At 56.4% G+C, this 20,591-nt stretch carries 14 protein-coding genes; 3 read left to right on the top strand and 11 right to left on the bottom strand.

All coding sequences use genetic code 11. From position 1 onward, the window contains the following. Positions 1-2 precede the first annotated feature (2 nt). The 5 genes from ACLBVC_RS13805 to ACLBVC_RS13785 all read right to left on the bottom strand — a co-directional run bounded on the left by ACLBVC_RS13805 (position 3) and on the right by ACLBVC_RS13785 (position 5,696). A complete protein-coding gene (locus ACLBVC_RS13805) occupies positions 3-1,001 on the bottom strand; it encodes a 1-aminocyclopropane-1-carboxylate deaminase/D-cysteine desulfhydrase (RefSeq protein WP_410150086.1) in 999 nt (332 codons plus the stop codon). Positions 1,002-1,065: 64 nt separating this feature from the next. Continuing rightward, positions 1,066-2,448, bottom strand: a complete 1,383-nt coding sequence (locus tag ACLBVC_RS13800; RefSeq protein WP_410150085.1) for a M20/M25/M40 family metallo-hydrolase — start codon at positions 2,446-2,448, stop codon at positions 1,066-1,068. Next, positions 2,445-3,359 carry an ABC transporter permease gene (locus ACLBVC_RS13795; protein WP_410150084.1) on the bottom strand — a complete coding sequence of 305 codons (915 nt, stop codon included), beginning with the start codon at positions 3,357-3,359 and terminating at the stop codon, positions 2,445-2,447. Before ACLBVC_RS13795 ends, ACLBVC_RS13800 begins: the two co-directional genes overlap by 4 nt. A 1-nt stretch (position 3,360) precedes the next feature. Next, positions 3,361-4,206: an ABC transporter permease gene (locus tag ACLBVC_RS13790; RefSeq protein ID WP_410150083.1), complete on the bottom strand. Its 846-nt coding sequence runs from the start codon at positions 4,204-4,206 to the stop codon at positions 3,361-3,363. Beyond that, on the bottom strand, positions 4,203-5,696 hold the full coding sequence (locus tag ACLBVC_RS13785) for an ABC transporter substrate-binding protein (protein WP_410150082.1): 1,494 nt from the start codon (positions 5,694-5,696) through the stop codon (positions 4,203-4,205). The genes ACLBVC_RS13790 and ACLBVC_RS13785 overlap by 4 nt, the downstream gene beginning before the upstream one ends. Before the next feature lie 185 nt (positions 5,697-5,881). Between ACLBVC_RS13785 and ACLBVC_RS13780 the strand changes: the two genes are divergently transcribed. Continuing rightward, on the top strand, positions 5,882-6,547 hold the full coding sequence (locus tag ACLBVC_RS13780) for a GntR family transcriptional regulator (RefSeq protein WP_410150081.1): 666 nt from the start codon (positions 5,882-5,884) through the stop codon (positions 6,545-6,547). A gap of 84 nt (positions 6,548-6,631) precedes the next feature. Here the strand turns inward: ACLBVC_RS13780 and ACLBVC_RS13775 are convergent, their stop codons facing one another. After that, positions 6,632-8,143 (bottom strand): anion permease, encoded by a 1,512-nt coding sequence (locus tag ACLBVC_RS13775; protein WP_152327167.1) that lies wholly within the window; start codon positions 8,141-8,143, stop codon positions 6,632-6,634. A gap of 622 nt (positions 8,144-8,765) precedes the next feature. Here ACLBVC_RS13775 and ACLBVC_RS13770 point away from each other — a divergent pair. Beyond that, on the top strand, positions 8,766-11,543 hold the full coding sequence (locus ACLBVC_RS13770) for a flavocytochrome c (protein ID WP_410150080.1): 2,778 nt from the start codon (positions 8,766-8,768) through the stop codon (positions 11,541-11,543). Positions 11,544-12,036: 493 nt separating this feature from the next. Here ACLBVC_RS13770 and ACLBVC_RS13765 read toward each other — a convergent pair whose 3' ends face one another. Genes ACLBVC_RS13765 through ACLBVC_RS13745 form a run of 5 tightly spaced genes read right to left on the bottom strand, consistent with a single transcriptional unit; the run spans position 12,037 to position 18,023 of the window. Next, the gene (locus ACLBVC_RS13765) at positions 12,037-13,041 is read right to left on the bottom strand and encodes a dipeptidase (protein WP_410150079.1); all 1,005 of its coding nucleotides are present in this window, start codon (positions 13,039-13,041) and stop codon (positions 12,037-12,039) included. Further along, positions 13,038-14,666 (bottom strand): ABC transporter ATP-binding protein, encoded by a 1,629-nt coding sequence (locus ACLBVC_RS13760; RefSeq protein ID WP_410150078.1) that lies wholly within the window; start codon positions 14,664-14,666, stop codon positions 13,038-13,040. The genes ACLBVC_RS13765 and ACLBVC_RS13760 overlap by 4 nt, the downstream gene beginning before the upstream one ends. Beyond that, the gene (locus ACLBVC_RS13755) at positions 14,666-15,481 is read right to left on the bottom strand and encodes an ABC transporter permease (RefSeq protein ID WP_410150077.1); all 816 of its coding nucleotides are present in this window, start codon (positions 15,479-15,481) and stop codon (positions 14,666-14,668) included. The genes ACLBVC_RS13760 and ACLBVC_RS13755 overlap by 1 nt, the downstream gene beginning before the upstream one ends. Further along, positions 15,478-16,476 carry an ABC transporter permease gene (locus ACLBVC_RS13750; protein WP_410150076.1) on the bottom strand — a complete coding sequence of 333 codons (999 nt, stop codon included), beginning with the start codon at positions 16,474-16,476 and terminating at the stop codon, positions 15,478-15,480. The genes ACLBVC_RS13755 and ACLBVC_RS13750 overlap by 4 nt, the downstream gene beginning before the upstream one ends. Further along, positions 16,476-18,023, bottom strand: a complete 1,548-nt coding sequence (locus ACLBVC_RS13745) for an ABC transporter substrate-binding protein (protein ID WP_410150075.1) — start codon at positions 18,021-18,023, stop codon at positions 16,476-16,478. The genes ACLBVC_RS13750 and ACLBVC_RS13745 overlap by 1 nt, the downstream gene beginning before the upstream one ends. A gap of 246 nt (positions 18,024-18,269) precedes the next feature. Between ACLBVC_RS13745 and ACLBVC_RS13740 the strand changes: the two genes are divergently transcribed. Continuing rightward, on the top strand, positions 18,270-20,585 hold the full coding sequence (locus tag ACLBVC_RS13740; RefSeq protein WP_410150074.1) for a molybdopterin-dependent oxidoreductase: 2,316 nt from the start codon (positions 18,270-18,272) through the stop codon (positions 20,583-20,585). Positions 20,586-20,591 lie beyond the last annotated feature (6 nt).

The raw sequence follows: 20,591 nt of genomic DNA, 5'->3' as shown, positions 1-20,591 counted from the left end.
ATTCAGTGCTCCAGCAACGTTTGTGCGAAAGGATAAAGCGCCGGTGAACCGCCGCAGTGCACGAAAATCACCCGCGAACCGGCACTGATTTTGCCTTGCTCAGTCAGGCTGATTAAGCCGTGCATCGCTTTGCCGGTGTAGACCGGATCCAGCAGCACACCCTCAGCCTGTGCAACGCGGTAGATAGCGTCGATACCGCCGTCAGAAGGCACGCCGTACGCGGTACCAACAAAACCGTCTTCAATCCAGATGTCGTCCGGTGTCCAGCTTTGCGGCCATTCAAGCAGGTTAGCGCAATCCTGCGCCATGGCGGAAATGCGGGTCTGGAACCATTCGGCTTTAGCGCTGACGCTGATACCGACAATTTTGGTGTCCGGCCAGTAACGGCGGGCACCGACATACAATCCGGCCAGCGTGCCGCCGGAACCTGTGGGCGCAACGATGACATCTGGCGGGAGTTGCCCGCGCTCTTTCCGCTGGGCGTCCATTTCTTCGATGGCGCGGACATATCCCAGCGCACCCAGCGGTGTGGCACCGCCCAGCGGAATGATCAGTGCTTTTTCGCCCCTTGTCTGTGCGGCGTCAGCATGGGCATTCATCGCGCCTTCAATCTGGGTGAAATAGCCGTCCGGATCGAGAAACTCCAGCTCCGCGCCAAACAGTTTGTCGAGCAACAGATTGCCCTGATACACCTCTGGCTGGTTGCCCCGCAGCACCAGCACCGGTTTCATGCCGAATTTACGTGCGGCGGCGGCGACCATACGTGCGTGGTTGGACTGATGTCCGCCAGTGGTGATCACCACATCCACGTTGTTGCGGCAGGCGTCGGCCATCAGATATTCCAGCTTACGGACTTTATTGCCGCCGCCGCCGAAACCGGTGTAATCATCGCGTTTGATGTCCAGCGTGATGCCGAGTGAGTCGCCTAATGTGGTCAGGCGCTCAAGCGGCGTGGGGAAGAACCCCAGTGAAACTCTTTCAAAATCATCGGACTGTTTCATGGCAATTATCCTGCTGGTTTATTTTTTAAAACTTTCCCGGGAGTTGACGCAAAACGCCTGCGGATCACACCGCCTGCGTAGAAAAATGAGGGCCTTTGCTGAATTCGGTGATCCAGTCTGTGACCGATTGCTGAAAACGTTCGAGCCCGCGCAGTGTGACGAATTCATTCACGCCGTGCGCGTTGCCGCCGTGGCCCAGCCCGCCAATCAGGAAGGCCGGTGCCACGCGCGCGAAGGTGTAAGCCGGTGCGCAGCCGGGTGCCCATGGCCAGATTTGCGGTTTTGCGCCCTGCATTTCATAGCTGGTGAGCAGAGCGTCGACACCGGGGCTGTGATGGGCAAAACGGTGGCCGGGATAACTGTCGTCGAGTTCCAGTTCCACGCCGTCGAATTCCGGGCGGGAAAGCGTCTGGCGGATCACCGTCAGCAGGCTTTCACCGTCAATACCTGGCGGGACGCGCAACGCTATTTCGGCGCTTGCGCTGGACGGAATGACGCCGCGTGACTCCAGCGGATCGCTGCGGATTTCAGAAATATTCAGCACCGCGCCGTTGATCAGCTGTTGCAGGCAGGCCAGCGTGTCGCCGCTGACCGATAACGTTTCACTGCGGCGGAACGCTAATTCGTCGGCGATGCTGAACTGTGCAGCGAGAGTGGAAAGCATCCAGCTGGCTTCCTCATCTATCACCTGACGGACAATCACGCCGCTGTTTTGCGCGGGTGCGATGGCGTTCAGTGCCGCCACCAGCCGCCACACGGGGTTGGCGATCCAGTTGGCGTTACTGGCGTGGATCGCCGCAGACGGCCCGCCCCATTTTCCGCCGCTGACTTTTAATCGTCCGCCGCTCAGCCCGCTGAAACCGAGATAGATGCGCGGTTCGCCGCCGCCGTATTCGCACAGCGACGGGAAAAAGACGGCGCTGGCGGCAGACAACGGGCAGGGATTTTGCGCCAGATAACGGCGCAGTTCGCCGCTGCCTGTCTCTTCTTCGCCTTCCAGAATAATTTCAATATTGACGCTGAGTTTTCCGCTGTCGCACAGAGATTTCACCGTCATCAGCATGCCCGCCAGCGGGCCTTTGTTGTTTTCGGCACCGCGCGCAATAAACACTTCGCCGACGCCCGGCCAGTCAGACACGCCGCCGCTGAATGGCGGGAATTCCCAGCCTGCGTCGTCCGCGGGCATCACGTCGTACATGTTGTAAAGCACCAGCGTTTTTTCCGCCTGCCGGTCAATGCGCATGTGTACCAGCGGCGGGGCGCTAAGTTGCGTCTGTTCACTTACGGACAGCACCGGCACGCCGCCCAGCTCAGTGCGGATCCAGTCTTCCAGCCAGTGCGCCAGTGCGCGTTGCTGATCAAGCTGGCCGGAAACGCTGGCGAATGGCGTAATGGCAGACAGCAAATCCAGCGTCGGGTAAATCGCTGGCGTAATGGAAATACTCACAGGCGGATCCTCGGGTTCAGTACCACATAGAGCAGGTCGATAATCAGGTTGATGCCGACAAACACCAGCGCGGCCAGCAGCACAATGGCCTGTACCAGCGGAAAATCACGGTTCTGAATGGCCTGCACGGCGAGGCGGCCAATGCCCGGCCAGGCAAAAATGATTTCTGTCACCAGTGCGCCGCCAAGCAGCGAGGCGAAATACATGCCCTGCACGGTAATGACCGGGATCAGCGCATTGCGTAATCCGTGACGCACCACAATCCGCCAGGCACTCAGCCCTTTGGCGTGCGCTGTGCGGATATAATCCTGCTGCATAACGTCAATCAGGCTGGCGCGGATCAGGCGCGCAATCGCGCTCATGTAATACGCGCCAAGGCTCAGGGCGGGCATGATCAGCTGACTGGCGCTGCCATAACCGCCGGACGGCAGCCAGCGCAGGTTCAGGCTGAATACGATAATCAGCAACAGGCCGAGCCAGAAAACCGGGACTGCCTGACCGCTGAACGCCAGCAGACGCGAGAGCAAATCCCACGCGGTGTTCTGATACAGTGCGCTGATGATGCCGAGCAGCAAACCGGCAACCGTGCTCCAGAGCAGGGCGCTGACGGCGAGCAATAAGGTGGCGGGAACGCGCTGACCAATTAACTCCGTGACCGGCTGGCTGTAGCGCAGGGATTCGCCGAGATCGCCGTGCAAAACACCGGTGAGATAATGCCCGTATTGCCAGATAAGCGAACGGTCAAATCCCATGCTGTGGCGGAAATTCTCGATTTCCTGTTGGCTCGAACCGGGCGGCATCATGACCGCCGCCGGATCACCGGTAAGATGCAAACTGTAGAAAATCAGCAGCGAAACGCCGAACATCACCAGCACGGATTGCCCGAGGCGTTGCAGGATATAACGCAGCATGTCAGTCGAGCCTCGTGTGGGTTTTGCGCAGCAGGCTGTCGCCGAGCAGGTTGCAGCCAATGACCAGCGCGGCAATCACCAGCCCCGGATACAGCACCAGCCACTGCGCGAGCAGCATGTAAGAACGGCCTTCGCCGATCAGGTTCCCCAGCGTCGGCGTCGGCGGCTGAATGCCCATGCCGAGAAAACCAATCGACGCTTCAAGCACGATAAGACGCGGAATATCCAGCGTCAGCAGGACAATCAGCGGCGTCATCAGGTTCGGTAAAACGTGGCGCAGCAAAATGCGCGGCGTCGAAAAGCCCATGGCTTTAACGGATTCGATGTATTCCAGCTCGCGGATTTCCAGCGTTTTGGCGCGCGCCACGCGGGCGTAAATCGCCCAGCTGGTGACACCCATAATCAGGATGATGTTGGTCAGCGACGCGCCGAACAGCGCCATCACCAGTAAGATCAGCAGGATAAACGGCACCGCCAGCTGAATGTCCATCAGGCGCATGATCAGCGCGTCCAGCCAGCCGCCGGTGTATCCGGCAATCATGCCCAGCACCGAACCGATCACCGCCGCAATCACCGCCGCCAGCAAAACCACCATCAGCGAAAGGCGGGTGCCTGCCAGAATACGTGACAATAAATCGCGCCCCAGCTGATCGGTGCCGAGCAGATGCTGGCCGCCGGGCGCAGAAAACGCCGCGGCCAGATCGTTCTTCAACGGATCCGGCAGCGGTAACCACGGCGCAAGAAGCGCCGGGATGATGACCAGCAACAGCAAAAGGCCGCCGAGAATACCGTCGCCATACAAGCGGCGACGGGGCTTTCTCTGCAAAACCGAACGCAATGAAATCATTTAAGCCTCAGGTCGAACAGCGGAATGCGGGAATCTGCGCGGCCTTTGAAGGTCACGTTATCCGCGCTGGCGTACAGTGAATCTTCCTTATAAAGCGGGATCAGCGGTTGCTGTACGGCCACAACCTGCTGGATTTGCTGCAAAATCTTCTCGCGTTTTGCCGGGTCCACCGTGGTGCGGCTGCTGTTGAGCAGGGCGTCCAGCTCCGGAGAATTCACCGTAGAATACGGTTCGCCGGAATGCAGGATCGGATACAGCGCGGCATCGGCGTCCAGCGTTTGCGTGGAACCCCATGCCAGCATGTAGAGCGGAGCCTGTTTCTGCGCCGCCACCTGCTGGGTATAAACCGACCATTCCGGGACTTCCAGCTCGGCTTTCACGCCGATCGCTGCCAGATCCTGGACGATCGCCTGTGCCACATCGGCGCTGGCGATATAACGGCGCGGTGCCTGGAATTTCAGGGTGAAGCCCTGCGGATAACCGGCTTCGGCCAGCAGGGATTTCGCTTTCGCGACGTCCTGCGCCGGTGCCGGGATCGCCTCATATCCAAAATCTTTCGGCCCGGCCATCGTGCCGGTTGGCGTCCCGAAACCGTGCAGCAGATCGCGGGTATACGCCGTGCGGTTCAGCGCCAGAGAAAGTGCCTGACGCACGCGGACGTCGTTCAGCGGTTTCTCGTCATTTTTCAGTCCGAGGTAAATCGTCAGACCGCCATTTTTCACCTGCTCAAGATGCACGCCCGGTTTGTTTTTCAGCGCCGGAACCAGATCGGCCGGAACGCCATCCACCAGCTGAACTTCGCCGGTCAGCAGGGCGGTGATACGTGCGGTAGCCTCAGGGATCGGACGCCAGGTGACGGTATCGATTGCGGGTTTACCACGCCAGTAATCCGGATTGGCCTTCATCACGACTTTTTCGTCGGGGATAAACGTCTGCAAGGTATACGCCCCGGACCCGACCGGTTTACGCGCAAATTCAGCCGCGCCCACTTTGGTAACATACGCCGGTGGTACGATGTATGTCGGGTAGCGGCTCAGGCGCGTGGGCAACAGCGGATCCGGGCCGCTGGTGTGAATTTTCACCTGATAATCGCCGGTGACTTCCACTGATTTGATTGTGCGGATATAAGAGATGGTTGGTGCATGGTTTGCGGGATCGAGAATACGGTCGATAGAGAATTTGACGGCCTGCGCATTGACCGGCTCGCCGTCGCTGAATTTCACACCCTGACGCAATGTGAATTCCCAGGTGGTGTCGTCGAGCGATTTCCAGCCAGTCGCCAGCCCCGGCTGCAACTGCATATTGGCATCGCGCAGCACCAGCGTGTCGAAAAGGTTATCCACCAGCGTGGCGGATTCTTTCAGGAATCCCGGATCCATCGCCGTGGCAGAAGTGGTTTGTGCGATCACCAGTTCAGAGGCAAAAGCAGCGGTTGTTGTCAGGCTAATCAGCAAGGCCAGTGACGCCAGTTTGAAGGCAGGTATTCTCATTACGGTCATTCCCAAAGTGAAGCCGCCAGAAAAGTTGACGGAATTAAATGAAGTCGGTGCGTTATAAAAAACGTTCAATCAATGTTCAATTCCTTAATGCATGATATATCCTATATAATGTATTTTTGGCAAGCCAGAGTTTAAACTGCAAAAGCAAATCGATAATTTTGCTAAAGGAAAGTCACATGTTTGAGATGGAAAAAGCGCAGCGAGTCAGCCTGACGATGCAGGTTGAAGCGAAGCTAAAAGGAGCGCTGATTGTCGGTGTACTCAAGCCGGGCGCGCGACTGGTCACGAAAGAGATTGCAGAAAAACTGGGAACCAGTGTGACACCGGTACGCGAAGCGTTATTGCGGCTGGTTTCTGCCGGTGCGCTGGATGCCACGCCCGCACAGGCGTTTCTGGTGCCAAAGATTCCCCAGTCGCGCTATCAGGAGATCACGCTGATCCGCAAAAATCTGGAAGGACTGGCGGTGTCGCAGGCCTGTGAGCGGGTCACCACAGATCACATTGCGCTGCTGAAAAACCTGAACGCAAAATTCCTGGCCGCCAAAAGAGAAAACCTTGTGGAAGAGGCGCTCGAGGCCAACCGCGAGTTTCGTTTTACGCTGTATGAAATGGCTGGAATGCCGACGCTGATGTCGCTGATCGAACAGCTCTGGGTGCAAATTGGCCCGTGCTTTAACTACCTCTATCCGCAGTCTTCGCCGATGACGCAGGGTAAGCACAACTACGATCAGCTGCTGCTGGCGCTGGAAGCCGGCGACAGCAAACGCTGCGTGAAGCTTGTCCACAAAGCGATTGATGACGGTGCGGCTATTCTGTTGGAACACTATTTTTCACAGGAATAATTCAGCGCTGTTCTGGACGGATGCCGCCCATAATAAAAGGTGCACAAACGTGCACCTTTTTTGCTGATAACGCCGTAGCGTTTATCAGAACATCAGCACCATCCACGGGTAGGCAATCAGCATCATGCCGCCGAGGAAGATGGCACCGAAAATGGTGCCCAGACGCCAGTAGTCTTTGGTTGGCAGATAACCGCTGCCGTAATAAATCGGGCTCGGGCCGGTGCCGTAGGGCGTAATAATCCCCATCACACCCAGCGAAGTCACCATCATCAGGCAGTAAACCGGCATGTTGATGCCCGGAATGGCGGCGGCGATAGTCAGCATCGCCGGTAACAGCGCCGTGGTGTGCGCCGTGGTACTGGCGAACAGATAGTGCAACAGGAAGAACGCAATCAGCAGCATCACAGCGGCGACCTGAGGGTCGAAACCGTTGAGCAACTGGCCGCCTTCTTTACCCAGCCAGGCGATGAAACCGACGCGCGCAAGGCCATCCGCCAGCGCAACCAGCGTGGCAAACCAGGCGAAAGTATTCCAGGCCGGTTTGTTGCTGGTAATATCGTTCCAGTTCAGTACGCCGGTCCACAGCATCAGAACCACCACCAGCAAGGCAGCCAGCGCCGGTTCAATCCAGGCGGCGGCAAAAATCCACATCAGCAGGGCGGAACACACGAAGATCAGCAGCAGGATTTCGTTACGCGACAGCTTGCCCAGTTTCTCCAGCTCAGCCTTCGCCCATTTCGGCACTTCATCGTTAATTTTGACTTCCGGCGGATAGAACCAGTACGCCAGCAGCGGCATGGTCAGGATCAGAATCACGCCCAGCGGCAGGAAGGCGAGGAACCACATCCCCCATGAAATGTTGAAACCGATAATGCTTTTCACCAGCGCCAGCGCCAGCAGGTTCGGGGCCAGTGCCGAAAGGAACATCGAACTGGTAATACAGGCGGCGGTGATTGCCACCCACATCAGATAGGAACCGATTTTACGTGCGCTCGGATCGTTCGGCTTGGAACCGTACAGCGGCGGCAGGTTGGCGATGATCGGGTAAATGGTCCCGCCGCTGCGCGCGGTGTTAGAAGGCGTGAAGGGCGCGAGCAACAGGTCGGCGAACGTGATGGCGTAACCGAGCGTCAGGCTGCGACGACCCAGATATTTCACCAAAATCAGCGCCAGACGTCGGCCAAACTGCGTTTTGTCATATCCCGCGGCAAACATAAATGCGCCAAATATCAGCCAGACCGTCGAGTTACCAAAGCCGCTGACCGCCCATTTAAAGGCTTCGGTGGGCATTTTAAACTTCGGATCTGCCAGTTCTGCCGGGCTGAACAACAGCCACTGGCCGAACAGCGCGATGACCACCACGCCGGTCAGGCCGATCACCGCACCGGGCAACGGCTCAAAAATCAGACCGACAATCACCCCGACGAAGACGGCGAAGAAATGCCAGGCATAAGGCTGTAATCCGGCGGGAACCGGGGTCAGCAGCAACAGCACTGCCACCAGAACTGGCAGGAACAGCATGATCAGACGTTTTTTTTGCCCCGCAGAGGCCGGAGCGGCCTTGTTGGGGTCATTCAAAGTCGTTGTGGGTTTCATAATTTGGTCTGCCCGTGATTGAAAGTGAGCGTTACGCCCTGGTTGTCCATGCGTGATTTCGTGTTCGAAAAAGTCATTTTGCTAATTCACTTTGACATCTTAAATCTATGAATTTTTCTTTATCAGAAGCTTGTCACGTATTACAAAAAGATGATGATTTGAGTAAGAGATGATTAAAAACTAAATATAATCTGCAGCCTGCATGACCCCGCAAAGTCATTATTATTTAAATAAAATACCACTGTAAGTTGTGTGGTTATTTTTTGGCAAAAAGTCCTGCTAATGAGAATGTAGAGTAAAATTTCACAAAATCCAGTTTCCAGCCCCAACTTGCTGATTTATCAGGTGAGATTTTTTATGTTAATCAAAAGTTGATTTTTGTCAATCGCTCGATAACAATTGGAGATGGTATTTGGTTTAATGTCGGGTAAATAAACAACTCCAGTTCCCTCGAACGTTATAACGACCCACATCGCCCTTTTCTTTATTCGCACAAACAGAAAAGTAAACAGAAAATCAGACCGATTTTTTAAATTCATCACCTGCATCGGATTGCTTAATTTAACGGTAAGTAATGCGGCCACGGAAAATTCAAGACTTTTAAATTGCGGAGTTGATCAACATGAATAAGCTCACCCCGGTCCTTAAGCCACTGACGCTGCCGAACGGCGCGGTGCTGAAAAACCGCCTGCTGATGGCGCCAATGACCACCTGTACGGGCTTTTACGACGGTACAGTCACCAGCGAACTGGTGGAATATTACCGCGACCGCGCCGGCAGCATCGGGACCGTCATCGTGGAGTGTTGCTTCATTGATCGTTTAGGCCCGGCGTTTCCGGGCGCGATTGCCATCGACAGCGACAACAAAATTCCCGGCCTGAAAAAAATTGCGGACGCCATCAAATCCAAAGGGTCGAAAGCGATTCTGCAGATTTATCACGGTGGCCGTATGGTTGAGCCTGAACTGATCGGTGGCCGTACACCGGTTGCGCCGAGTGCTATCGCCGCGCCGCGTGAAGGTGCCACCACGCCGAAAGAACTGACCGGCGAAGAAGTTGAAACCATGATCACCAAATTTGGTGATGCTGTGAACCGTGCGATCAAAGCCGGATTCGACGGCGTGGAAATCCACGGCGCCAACACCTATCTGATCCAGCAGTTTTATTCCCCAAACTCCAACCAGCGTACCGATAAATGGGGCGGTGACCGAGACAAACGCGCGCTGTTCCCGATGGAAGTGCTGGAAATCACCCATAAAATGGCGAAACGCTTCGCTGACGCCTCCTTTATTATCGGCTACCGTTTCTCGCCGGAGGAGCTTGAAGTGCCGGGCATCCGTTTTGACGACACCCTGTATCTGCTGGAAAAACTCGCCGCGCGCGGGCTGGATTACGTGCATTTCTCCGTCGGCCAGCTGCTGCGTCCTTCTATTGTGGATACCCAGGACCCCACGCCGCTTATTACAAAATTCCGCGCCATGCGTTCTGAGACGCTGGCCAAAGTGCCGGTGATTGGCGTGGGCGGTGTGGTCAATAAATCCGACGCCGAAAGTGCGCTGGAGCACGGCTTTGATCTGGTGGCGGTGGGTAAAGCCTGCATCGCGTACCCGGACTGGGCCGACCGCATTATCAACAACGATCACCTTGAGTTGTACATCGATAGCCACAAACGTGAAGAGCTGAACATCCCGGAACCGCTGTGGCGCTTCTCGCTGGTCGATGCCATGATCCGTGACACCAGCGTAACAGGCCGTAAATATAAGGCCGGGGTGTATCAGGAGAAAGTTGAAGCCGAAGCGCTGAAACTGAAAATCAACGTGGTGCTCGACACCGACCGTATTACCGATATCCAGCTGGTGAAAGACGACTCGCTGGACGTTGATTTTACCACCACGTTCGAAAGCCTGCGTACTCGGATGCTGGTCGCCAACAGCCCGCACGTTGATGCCATTACCGGCGCAACCACGCAAAGCGAGGCGCTGAAAAAAGCTGTTTCACGCGCGATGACAACCTCGAACAAAGAACACGTGATTGATGAGGGCGGTAACCCGCAGGCACCGCAAAACTTTGACGTGGTGGTCATCGGCAGCGGCGGCGCAGGGCTGGCGGCAGCAATTCAGGCGCACGACGATGGCGCGCACGTGGTGATTATTGAGAAAATGCCGACTATTGGCGGCAACACGATCAAAGCTTCCGTCGGGATGAACGCGGCAGAAACCCGTTTCCAGAAAATCAAAGGCATCGAAGACAGCAAAGAATTGTTCTACGACGAAACGCTGAAAGGCGGGAAGTTTAAAAACAACCCGGTCCTGTTGCGTGAGTTCGTAGAACTGGCTCCGGAAGCCATCGAATGGCTGGCGGCGAAAGAGATCGAACTTAACGACATCACCATCACCGGCGGGATGAGCATCGACCGCACGCACCGTCCGGCGGACCGTTCTGCGGTGGGCGGATTCCTCATCAGCGGTCTGGTGAAAAACATTAACAAACGCGAAATCGAAGTCCTGCTGGAAACGTCTGTCTCGGAAATCCTCTTCGAAAACGGCGCAGTAACGGGCGTGAAAGTGGTCGATGAGTACAACGACACGCGCATTCTTAATGCGAAAAGTGTCATTGTTGCCACCGGCGGTTTCAGCGCCAACCGTAATATGGTGGTGAGCTATCGTCCGGATCTCGACGGTTTTGTGACGACCAACCACGCAGGCGCGACCGGCAGCGGCATCGCGATGCTGCAAAAACTCGGCGCAGATACCGTGGACATGGGTGAAATCCAGATCCACCCGACGGTCGAACAAACCACGTCGTACCTGATTTCCGAAGCCATTCGCGGCGGCGGGGCGATTCTGGTCAGTCAGGCCGGGCATCGGTTCTACAACGAAATGGAAACCCGCGACAAAGTCTCCGCCGAAATTATCGCTCTGCCGGAGAAAAGTGCGTGGATTATCTTCGATGAACAGGTGCGGGCCAATAACAAAGCCGCGGATGAATACATTGCCAAAGGTTTTGTGCTCAGTGCGCCAACGCCGCAGAAACTGGCAGTGAAACTGAACATGGATCCGGAAGTGCTGGCCGAAACGCTGGAACGCTACAACCTGTTCGTCGTGGCGAAAAATGATGAAGACTTTGGCCGCACCACTGCACTGCGTCACCCGCTCAATCAGGGGCCGTTCTTTGCGATCCGCATTGCACCGGGCGTTCACCACACCATGGGCGGCGTTACCATTAACCCGGACACCGCGGTTCTTGATGCCCAGAAACAAATCATCCCAGGCGCCTGGGCTGCCGGTGAGGTCGTGGGCGGTATCCACGGCGCAAACCGGATTGGCGGCAATGCCGTGGCCGATATCATCATCTTTGGCACCCTGGCCGGGAGGAAGGCGACGGCTTTTGCGAAGGCATAAACATTGCGCTGTTTAATCACGCTTTGTGCGCATAAAGCGGGCATAGCTGCTGACAGCTGGATCGAGAAAATTTCGGTTTTTCAATTGCAGTGATTGCTCAGCGGCTGACGCCGAAACCGACCGAAGAGGCCCAGGACGGGGCCTCTTTGGAATCTCCACGTTTTTTCAATACGCGCTCAAAACCAGCCAGCATTCATCTTTCGAATCACATAGCCATTGGCCGCTTTCAAAAATCACGCTGGAAGGAGAGGTGGAAAACCGCGTACTTTTTTCGCGCGGTTTGTAATCCGACTGGAAGGAACCGCGCAGCGGCGGGATTTTGCGGCACTAGCTGTGGCTGCTGAAACTTAGCCAGCGAGCGGTAGCGCGCAGTGAAAGAGCCGGAGATTCTTAAGAGGCGCGGCGACAGGCGCCTATTATGGCCAGTTTGGGTGGCAACCTAAGGTTTTGACCTTAAGTCAGTGTTAATGGCAACCCACGATCTTAACCTGAACTACTCACCGCCCCAGACTTCCACAGCCAGTCGGTAAAAATTCCCCCCCAGAACATCTTTGATCACTTTGTCGCTGTGGCCGGATTGCAGTAAATGCACGACAACTTCTTCGAGCGCAGAAGGCGCAACGTAATCACTGACGCCGGAATACGCTTCGGCAGGCCAGTATTCCGGATGCGCGGCGAGGATTTCTTCGGTGCTGGCGTTGCCGACCGGGAAGGCGTAGTCAAGCGCAAGGGCGACGTGACGGGGCCCGGCGACGTCAATGAGGTAATCGACGTGGCGGGCAAACAGGGCGGCATCAGGATTATCTTCACCCAGGAATTTCCCGATGCCATTAACGCCGATCAGACCACCGGATTTCACGCAGGCGCGAATTTGTTCATCGCTGATATTGCGTCCGTGTGCGTGAACGGCTTTCGGGTTTGAGTGGGAAAAAATCACCGGTTTGCAGGAATAGTCTATAGCCTCAAGGCTGGTCTGAAGGCTGCAATGTGAGACGTCAACAAACATCCCCACGCGGTTCATTTCGTCGATGACTTCCTTGCCAAACCTGGTTAAACCCGTGTTTTCATCATGACAACCGCCACCGGCCAGATTATTGCGGTTATAGGCAAACAACATCTGCCGCACGCCGAGGTGATGATAAAACTCGACCATTTCCACCCGGCCATCCAACGCATTCATGCCTTCGATATCAAAGGTTATTGCCAGTTTACCGGCGGCGCGGGCGGTGAGAATATCTTCAGGTTTGCTTACAAGCAGATAATCATCGGCGTGGTCGAGGATCCAGTGGCGGAACGCCGCCAGATTACGCACTGTTTGTTCCCACGGCAGGACATCAAACCCGACATCCACCGACAGATAATGCACCCCGGCATCGCGCCAGAGTTGTAAATTATTCAGGTCCGCTGCCGGATCGGGCATAAAACCGGAGTGTCCGTCCCACACCAGCGAACCGGCAAAAAGTGTGCGGGCGCGTTGTGCGATGTCTGTCTGTTTCATGTCGGCATTTCCTGTAATAAAAAAGTCTGAGCGGGTGGTGACTGCTGCGTTAACACGTTATCCAGCCAGCCGGGCTCGAGCGTTGGTTCAGCCTGCAGCAGGCGCGCGGTGTAATCATCATAAGGCGGAGCCAGCACGGTTTCTCGCAGCCCCTGACGCACCAGTTTTCCACGGTGCATCACGGCGACGGAATGCGCGATGCTGCGTACGGTCGCGATGTCATGGGTAATGAAAAGCAGCGTCAGGCCGGTGGCGTGCTGTAGCTTGCGAAACAGCGTCAGCACGCCTTGCGCGACCAGAGGATCCAGCGCCGAAGTGGGTTCGTCACAAATGAGAATGTCCGGTTCAGCCGCCAGCGCCCTGGCAATCGCCACCCGCTGTTTCTGGCCGCCGGAAAGCTGAGACGGAAAACGATCAGTCAGATCGGCGGAAAGCTCGACCTGTTCGAGTAACTGGCTAACTTGCTCGCTGAGCGCCGCGCCGCGTAAACCGCTGAAGCGCGCAACATTGCGGCCTAACAGTTCGCGGACGCGATGGCGCGGATTCAGCGCGGTATCCGGGTTCTGATAGATGTACTGGATCCGCTGACGCTGCGCGGTTGTACGGCGCTGACAGTCAAATGACAGCGTTTCGCCTTCAAGCAACAGCTCGCCGGATGCGGTTTTATGCAAACCGGCCAGCGTGCGGGCAAGGGTGGATTTCCCTGAGCCGGATTCACCGACTAACGCAAAAGTTTGCCCGCGTGGCAGTGACAGCGAAAGCCGGGAAATCACCGGTTCGCCGTTGCCATAACCTACAGTGAGATTGCGCAGTTCCAGCACCGGCAGAGTTTGTACTGGCGCTTCCAGCGACGCGGGATGACGGGTGCCTAGCAGCGCCTGTGTATAAGCCTGCGCAGGCGCACGCAAAATTTCCGCCGTACGGCCACTTTCCACCGGCTTGCCGTGTCGCAGCACCAGCAGGCTGTCGGCAATCTGAGATACCACGGCAATATCATGCGAGATATACAACGCGGCGGTATGCGTTTGCTTTACGGCGTGGCGGATGGCAGCCAGCACGTCGAGCTGAGTTGTCACATCCAGTGCCGTGGTCGGTTCATCGAAGACAATCACGTCCGGCGCTGAACACAGCGCCATGGCGGTCATTGCGCGCTGCAACTGCCCGCCGGAAACCTGGTGCGGATATCGACGGGCGAACTGCACCGGGTCGGGTAAACCGAGCAAGATAAACAGCTGCAACATCCGTTCCTGCGCGGCCTTTTTGCTGATGACGCCGTGATAGCAGGCGGTTTCGATCACCTGTGCGCCGAGGGTTAACGCCGGATTAAACCCGGCGCTGGCCGACTGTGCCACATAGCAAATCCGTTTGCCCTGATGTAAGGCCAAACGTGGTGCATCCTGCGGAGGGTAAGGCTTGCCGAGAAACGTAACCGTGCCGCTGAGCGGACGCAACGCGCCACGATAATGCCCCATCACTGCCAGCCCGAGCGTGGATTTCCCCGCACCCGATTCTCCAATCAGCCCGAGCACTTCCCCCCGGCGCAATGTGAAAGAAACCTTATCCACCAGGACCGTTTCCCGGTAGCCCACGCTGAGATCATGTACCTGCAAAATGGCGTCTGGCATTACAGAATCTCCTGTTGTTGCAGTTTTCTGCTCAGTGCATCGACCAGCAGGTTGATAGCAATCACCAGCAGGGAAATTGCCACTGCCGGATAAAAGGCTGCGGTGACGCCAAACAGAATGCCGTCTTTATTTTCACGGACGATTGCCCCCCAGTCAGCAGCGGGTGGCTGAATACCCAGCCCGATAAAAGACAGCGTGGAGATGAACAAAATACTGGCGCTGAACTGCATTCCCCATTCGGCGAGTAACGGGAAGCGGGCGTTTGGCAGCATTTCCCGCGTGATGCGGTACCAGTGAGTTTCGCCCGCCAGTTTCGCCGCTTCCATATATTCCGTGGCGGCAATATGCGACGCGAGACTGTAACCGAGCCGGTAAACGCGGGTTGCGCCGATGGTGACCAGAACGCCCACCAGCGTGACGTTAGTTTGTGGTAACACCGCCAGGGCGACAAGCGCAATGATCAGTGAAGGCAATGACATAAAGAGATCGTTGAGCCGTGACAGCAGCATTTCAAATCCACCGCCAACGCTGACCGCCAGAAAACTCAGCAGTATGCCGAGAAATGTCGCTAATGCGGAAATCACAAAGGCAAAAAACAGCGTGAGGCGCGCGCCGTAAAGCAGACGGGAGAACAGATCCCGACCGAGATTATCTGTGCCGAGCCAGTGTGCGGCGGTCACGGGCTGCCAGATGTCACCGGCAATCTGCCCGGCATCAAAGGGTGCAAGCCACGGCGCGGCCAGGGCGGCGAAGATAAATATCGCCAGCAAAACGCCGCCAGCGATAGTGCTGAAAGAAGAGAACAACATTTTCATTTTGGAAATCTCAGGCGGGGATTCGCCACCATCGCCAGCATATCCACCAGCAAATTAAGCAGGATATAGACCGCCGCAAAGACCAGACCGCAGGCTTCAACAACAGGAATATCGCGCACCGTCACCGCATCAACCATGTACTGACCTACGCCGGGATAAACAAAAATCACTTCAATGATCATGGCACCGACAACCAGCCCGGCCAGATTCATAGCGATCACGGTCAGCACGGGTGAAATGGCGTTCGGCGCGGCGTGCTTCCACAGAATACGCAGAGGCGGCAGGCCTTTCAGCCGGGCAGTTTCCATCCACGGCGTGTTGGTCACGGACATCAGCGCACTGCGCGCGGAACGAAGCATGTTCGCCAACACGGCAATCGCCAGCGTCAGCACCGGTAACAGCATGGCGGAAAGCCGGTCGGTCAGGCTCATACCGTCATGGATTGTGGAGGGAAAGGTAGATACACCGACGTGTAACACCAGGATCTGAATCAGCAGATAACCGATGAAAAATTCCGGCAGGGAAAGAATAATCAGTGAAATCAGCGTGATAATCCGGTCGGGCAGACGGTGAAGATAGCGAACGGCAAACAACCCGCCGAGCAGCGCCACGGGCACTGCCAGCAGCGCGGAAGCGCCCGCGAGCCATAACGAATTCAGCAACCGATGACCGAGCTGCGCGCTGACTGGCTGCTGACTGGCCCACGACAGCCCGAAGTCACCGTGGAAAATTTGCTCCACCCAGTGCCAGTATCGCGTCACCAGCGGTTTATCCAGCCCGAGACTTTGCCGGATGCTGGCCACCGCTTCCGGCGTGGCGGTTCTGCCCAATGAAGTGGCCGCAAAATCGCCGGGCAGCGTGTTCACTGCAATAAAAATCAGCAGCGAAACGCCCCAAAGCAGAATCACCGCCAGCAACAGGCGGTGTCCTAATGCACGTGCCAGCGGATGACGGGGTACGGCAAATCTTACCCCGTAAGCCAGAGCTCTTTTCATCAACTGTTCAGCCAGACGCGTGAAATTACCTGACCGTTTGATAAGTCGTTACCGACATCCTCGGTATAGCCCTGAAGTTTGTTGCTGCTGGCGTTCAGATAGTTATTGAATACCGGCAACAGCGTGCCACCTTCGTCGCGCACAATCAGCGCGATATCGTGGTAAAGCGCGCGACGTTTGGCTTCATCTTCTTCTGCTCGCGCCAGTTTCAGCAGGCTGGCAAACTGCGGATTAGCGAAGTTTGTTTCGTTACTGGCGGACGTCGGGCCCAGTTCGAGCGAGTAAATAAGATCCTGTGTTAAACGCGTTCCCCATGAGGACACACAGAACGGCTTACTACGCCAGACATTATTCCAGTAGCCATCGTCAGGCTGGCGGCGGATATCAATTTTGATACCGGCTTTTTGCGCACTGAGCTGGAAGAGCGTGGCAGCATCAACCGCACCGGGAAATGCGCCTTCCGCCACGTCGAGCACTATGGGTCCGGTATAACCAGATTTCTTAAAGTGGAACGCCGCCTTCTCTGCATCATACTGACGCTGCGGGATATCGGCCGGGAACAGCGGGTAGGCCTGGTTTACCGGGAAATCATTGCCCAGCGATCCATAGCCGCCCAATACGCGGTCGAGGATCTGCTGGCGATCGATCGCGTACTTCAGCGCAAGGCGCAGATCGTTATTATCGAAGGGGGATTTATCAACCATCATCGGTAGCGTGTAATGTCCGCGCCCCGGCGTGTTGTAAACCGTCACCGGGCCATTTTTGAGTAATGCCACAATCTTCGGGCTCAGGCCGCTGATGAAATGTACTTTGCCGGTGGAGAGCGCCGCCACACGGGAAGACGCGTCGTTAATCGCAATCACTTCTGCGCTGGCAACATGGCCGCGCCCGCTGTCCCAGTCGTGTGGGTTTTTCTCCAGCTGGGTGTAGACGCCCGCTTCGAATTTCACAATGCGGTAAGGACCCGTGCCGATGCCGGCATTGGGGTTTTCTACGCCGCCGCCCGGTTGGATTTGCAGGTTCCACAACGAAAGCACCAGCGGAAAATCAACGTTACTTTCATTGAGTGTCAGGGTGATTTTATCGCCTTCCGCCGTTGCCGACTGAATGGACGACAGGTATGCCACCACGCCGGAACGGGATTTTGGATCACGATGGCGGAGAATGGTTTTCACCACATCTTCAGCGGTCAGCGATTGTCCGTTATGGAACAGCACGCCTTTACGCAGGGTAAACACCCAGCGCGTTGATTTTTCACTGCCTTCCCAGCTTTCCGCCAGACCGGGAATGGCTTTGCCGCTGGCCGGATCGGTGCGCACTAATGTATCGCCCCACGCGCAGCCAACGACCATCATGTAAGAACTGATCCAGGTGGCCGGATCCAGCCGATCGGTGGTGGCCGCGCCGTCAATGCCAAGCTTGAGATGTCCGCCTTTTTTTGGCGTGTTATCGGCAGCCTGCGCGGGCAGCGTCAGACTTATGCCTGAGGCGGCTCCGGCGGCGAGAGAGAATTTGAGAAAATCTCGACGATTCCAGGAAGTTGACATTTTATTATCCTAATTTTATGTGCTGAAACGGTGTAAATACCCTGCTGCATAGTCCGCCCGAAGCGGTCAGAAAATATCCCAAAGGGGCGTAATCCTAAAAAATAGGCAACATATTGTCTAATGTGAAAAACAGATAACTTCATGATAAAAGTGGGAATAACACCGATCGCGTAGCGGCGCCGTTACCGGCATGTTAATGTGCGTTTTTGCCTGCCAATCTTTGCCAACAATAAAAGCCTGCTGATAATGAAAAACAATCACGATCTGGCCGTTATGCACTGGGGGACGTACCGCGTCACCACGGACGACGGTGTGTTGAAATCTGTTAAACCGGTGGAATGGGATCGCAACCCGTCTGAAATCGGCCAGTCGCTGGTCGGCGGCGTCGACGGTGACAGCCGCATCCGCCGCCCCGCTGTACGCCTCGGCTATTTACAACACGGCGCGGCCTCACGTGAAGGGCGCGGGAAAGAGCCGTTTGTGGAAGTCAGCTGGGACACCGCGTTATCGCTTATCGCAGGCGAACTTCAGCGGGTGAAAACCGGACACGGCAATTCCGCGTTTTATGCCGGTTCCTACGGCTGGTCGAGCGCCGGGCGTTTCCATCACGCACAAAGCCAGATGCACAGGTTCTTCAACCAGTTTGGCGGCTACACCGGGAGTACCAACACTTACAGCCTGGCCGCCGCCGAGCGCCTGTTACCGCACATCATCGGCGACCTGGACGTCCTGCAAAAACAACATACGCACTGGTCAGTTCTGGCCGGAAAGTGTGAGCTTTTTGTCGCTTTCGGTGGCCTGCCGTGGCGCAATGCGCAAGTTAACGGCGGCGGCGCGAACGATCACTCCCTGAAATACTGGCTCCAGACTATGGAGCAAACGGGCACGCGCTTTATCAACGTCAGCCCGGTGAAAAACGATCTGTCTTCGGTGAAATCCGCGCAGTGGCTTTCCCTTAAACCGGGCAGCGATACCGCGCTGCTGCTGGCGCTGAGCTACGTGTTGATCGACGAATCGCGCTATAACGCCGGTTTTGTTGCCAGCCATACGGTCGGTTTTGACACCTGGCGCGACTATCTGACCGGCGCGAAAGACGGCAAAGCCAAAACGCCGGAGTGGGCGGAATCCCTGACCGGTATGAGCGCGGAAAGCATCCGGGCGCTGGCGCGTGAGATGTCGGAAAAGCGCACCATGATCAACATTGCGTGGTCATTGCAGCGGGCAAGGCAGGGCGAACAGACCTTCTGGGCGACGGTGGCGCTGGCGTCACTGCTCGGGCAAATCGGTACGCCGGGCGGCGGGCTGGGTTTTGCCTATGCCTCCACCAATCTTGCCGGTTCCGACCGCCGTACCTTCTCCGGCCCGCGCTTGCCGATGGGCAAAAATGCGGTGAGCGAACATATTCCGGTTGCACGGCTTTCCGACATGCTGCTCAGTCCGGGCGCGGAATATCAGTTTGACGGCAAAAATTGCCGGTATCCTGATATCCGCGTGGTGTACTGGGCGGGCGGCAATGCGTTTCACCATCATCAGGACATCAACCGGCTGATCAACGCCTGGCGTAAACCGGACACCGTCGTGGTCCACGAACAGTACTGGACGGCACAGGCGAAATTCGCCGATATCGTGTTGCCGGTGACGACATCGCTTGAACGTGAAGACATCGGCAGCGCCAGCAATGACGGCTTTATGATTGCCATGCGTCAGCATATTCCGCCGTTTGCAGAGGCAAAAAGTGACTACGGAATTTTCGCCGAACTGGCCGAAAAAATGGGCTTTGGCGAAGAGTTCAGCGAAGGGCGCGACCCGGCGCAATGGCTGCGCCATATCTATGAAATTTCGCGTCCGCGCGCCGAAGCTGACGGCATCGAACTGCCTGACTTTGAAGATTTCTGGCAGCAGGGAAAAATGGAATATGCGCGGCCGGACACGCCGCAGATCTTCCTGAAAGCGTTCCGCGACGACCCGCAAGGCGCGCCACTCGCCACGCCATCGGGCAAAATCGAACTGTTTTCGCAGACCGTCGCGGACTTTGATTACGAAGAATGTCCCGGTTTCCCGTTCTGGTTTGAACAGGATGCGCAGGAACAGCAGGCATTCAGCGACCGCTGGCCGCTGCATCTGCTTTCCAGCCAGCCACGCACGCGTCTGCACAGTCAGTACGATCACGGTGCCGTCAGCCGCAGTACCAAAGTGCAGGATCGCGAACCGCTCTGGCTTCATCCGCAAGATGCTGCCGCGCGTGGGATTACCGAAGGCAGTATTGTGCGCGTCTTTAACGATCGCGGAGCGATTTTAGCGGGCGTGCATATTACGGAAGATTTGCGACCCGGCGTGGTGCAGATGTCCACGGGGGCCTGGTATGACCCGCAGGATCCGAGGCAGCCACATTCAATTGATAAGCACGGCAATCCGAACGTACTGACGGAAGATCGCGGGAGTTCGCGCCTTGGTCAGGGTTGTACCGCGCAAAGTTGCTGGATTGAGATTGAACGCTGGGATGCGCCTCTGCCGGATGTGACGGCGTTTCAACCTCCGGCTTTTGTGGCTGCCGACGCGTAAAATGAT

This window comes from Rahnella selenatireducens, assembly GCF_046449555.1.
In the GTDB taxonomy this organism is placed as follows: domain Bacteria; phylum Pseudomonadota; class Gammaproteobacteria; order Enterobacterales; family Enterobacteriaceae; genus Rahnella; species Rahnella selenatireducens.
The sequence above is the reverse complement of the archived record's forward strand: the minus strand, read 5'-3'. Positions and strand labels throughout refer to the sequence as shown.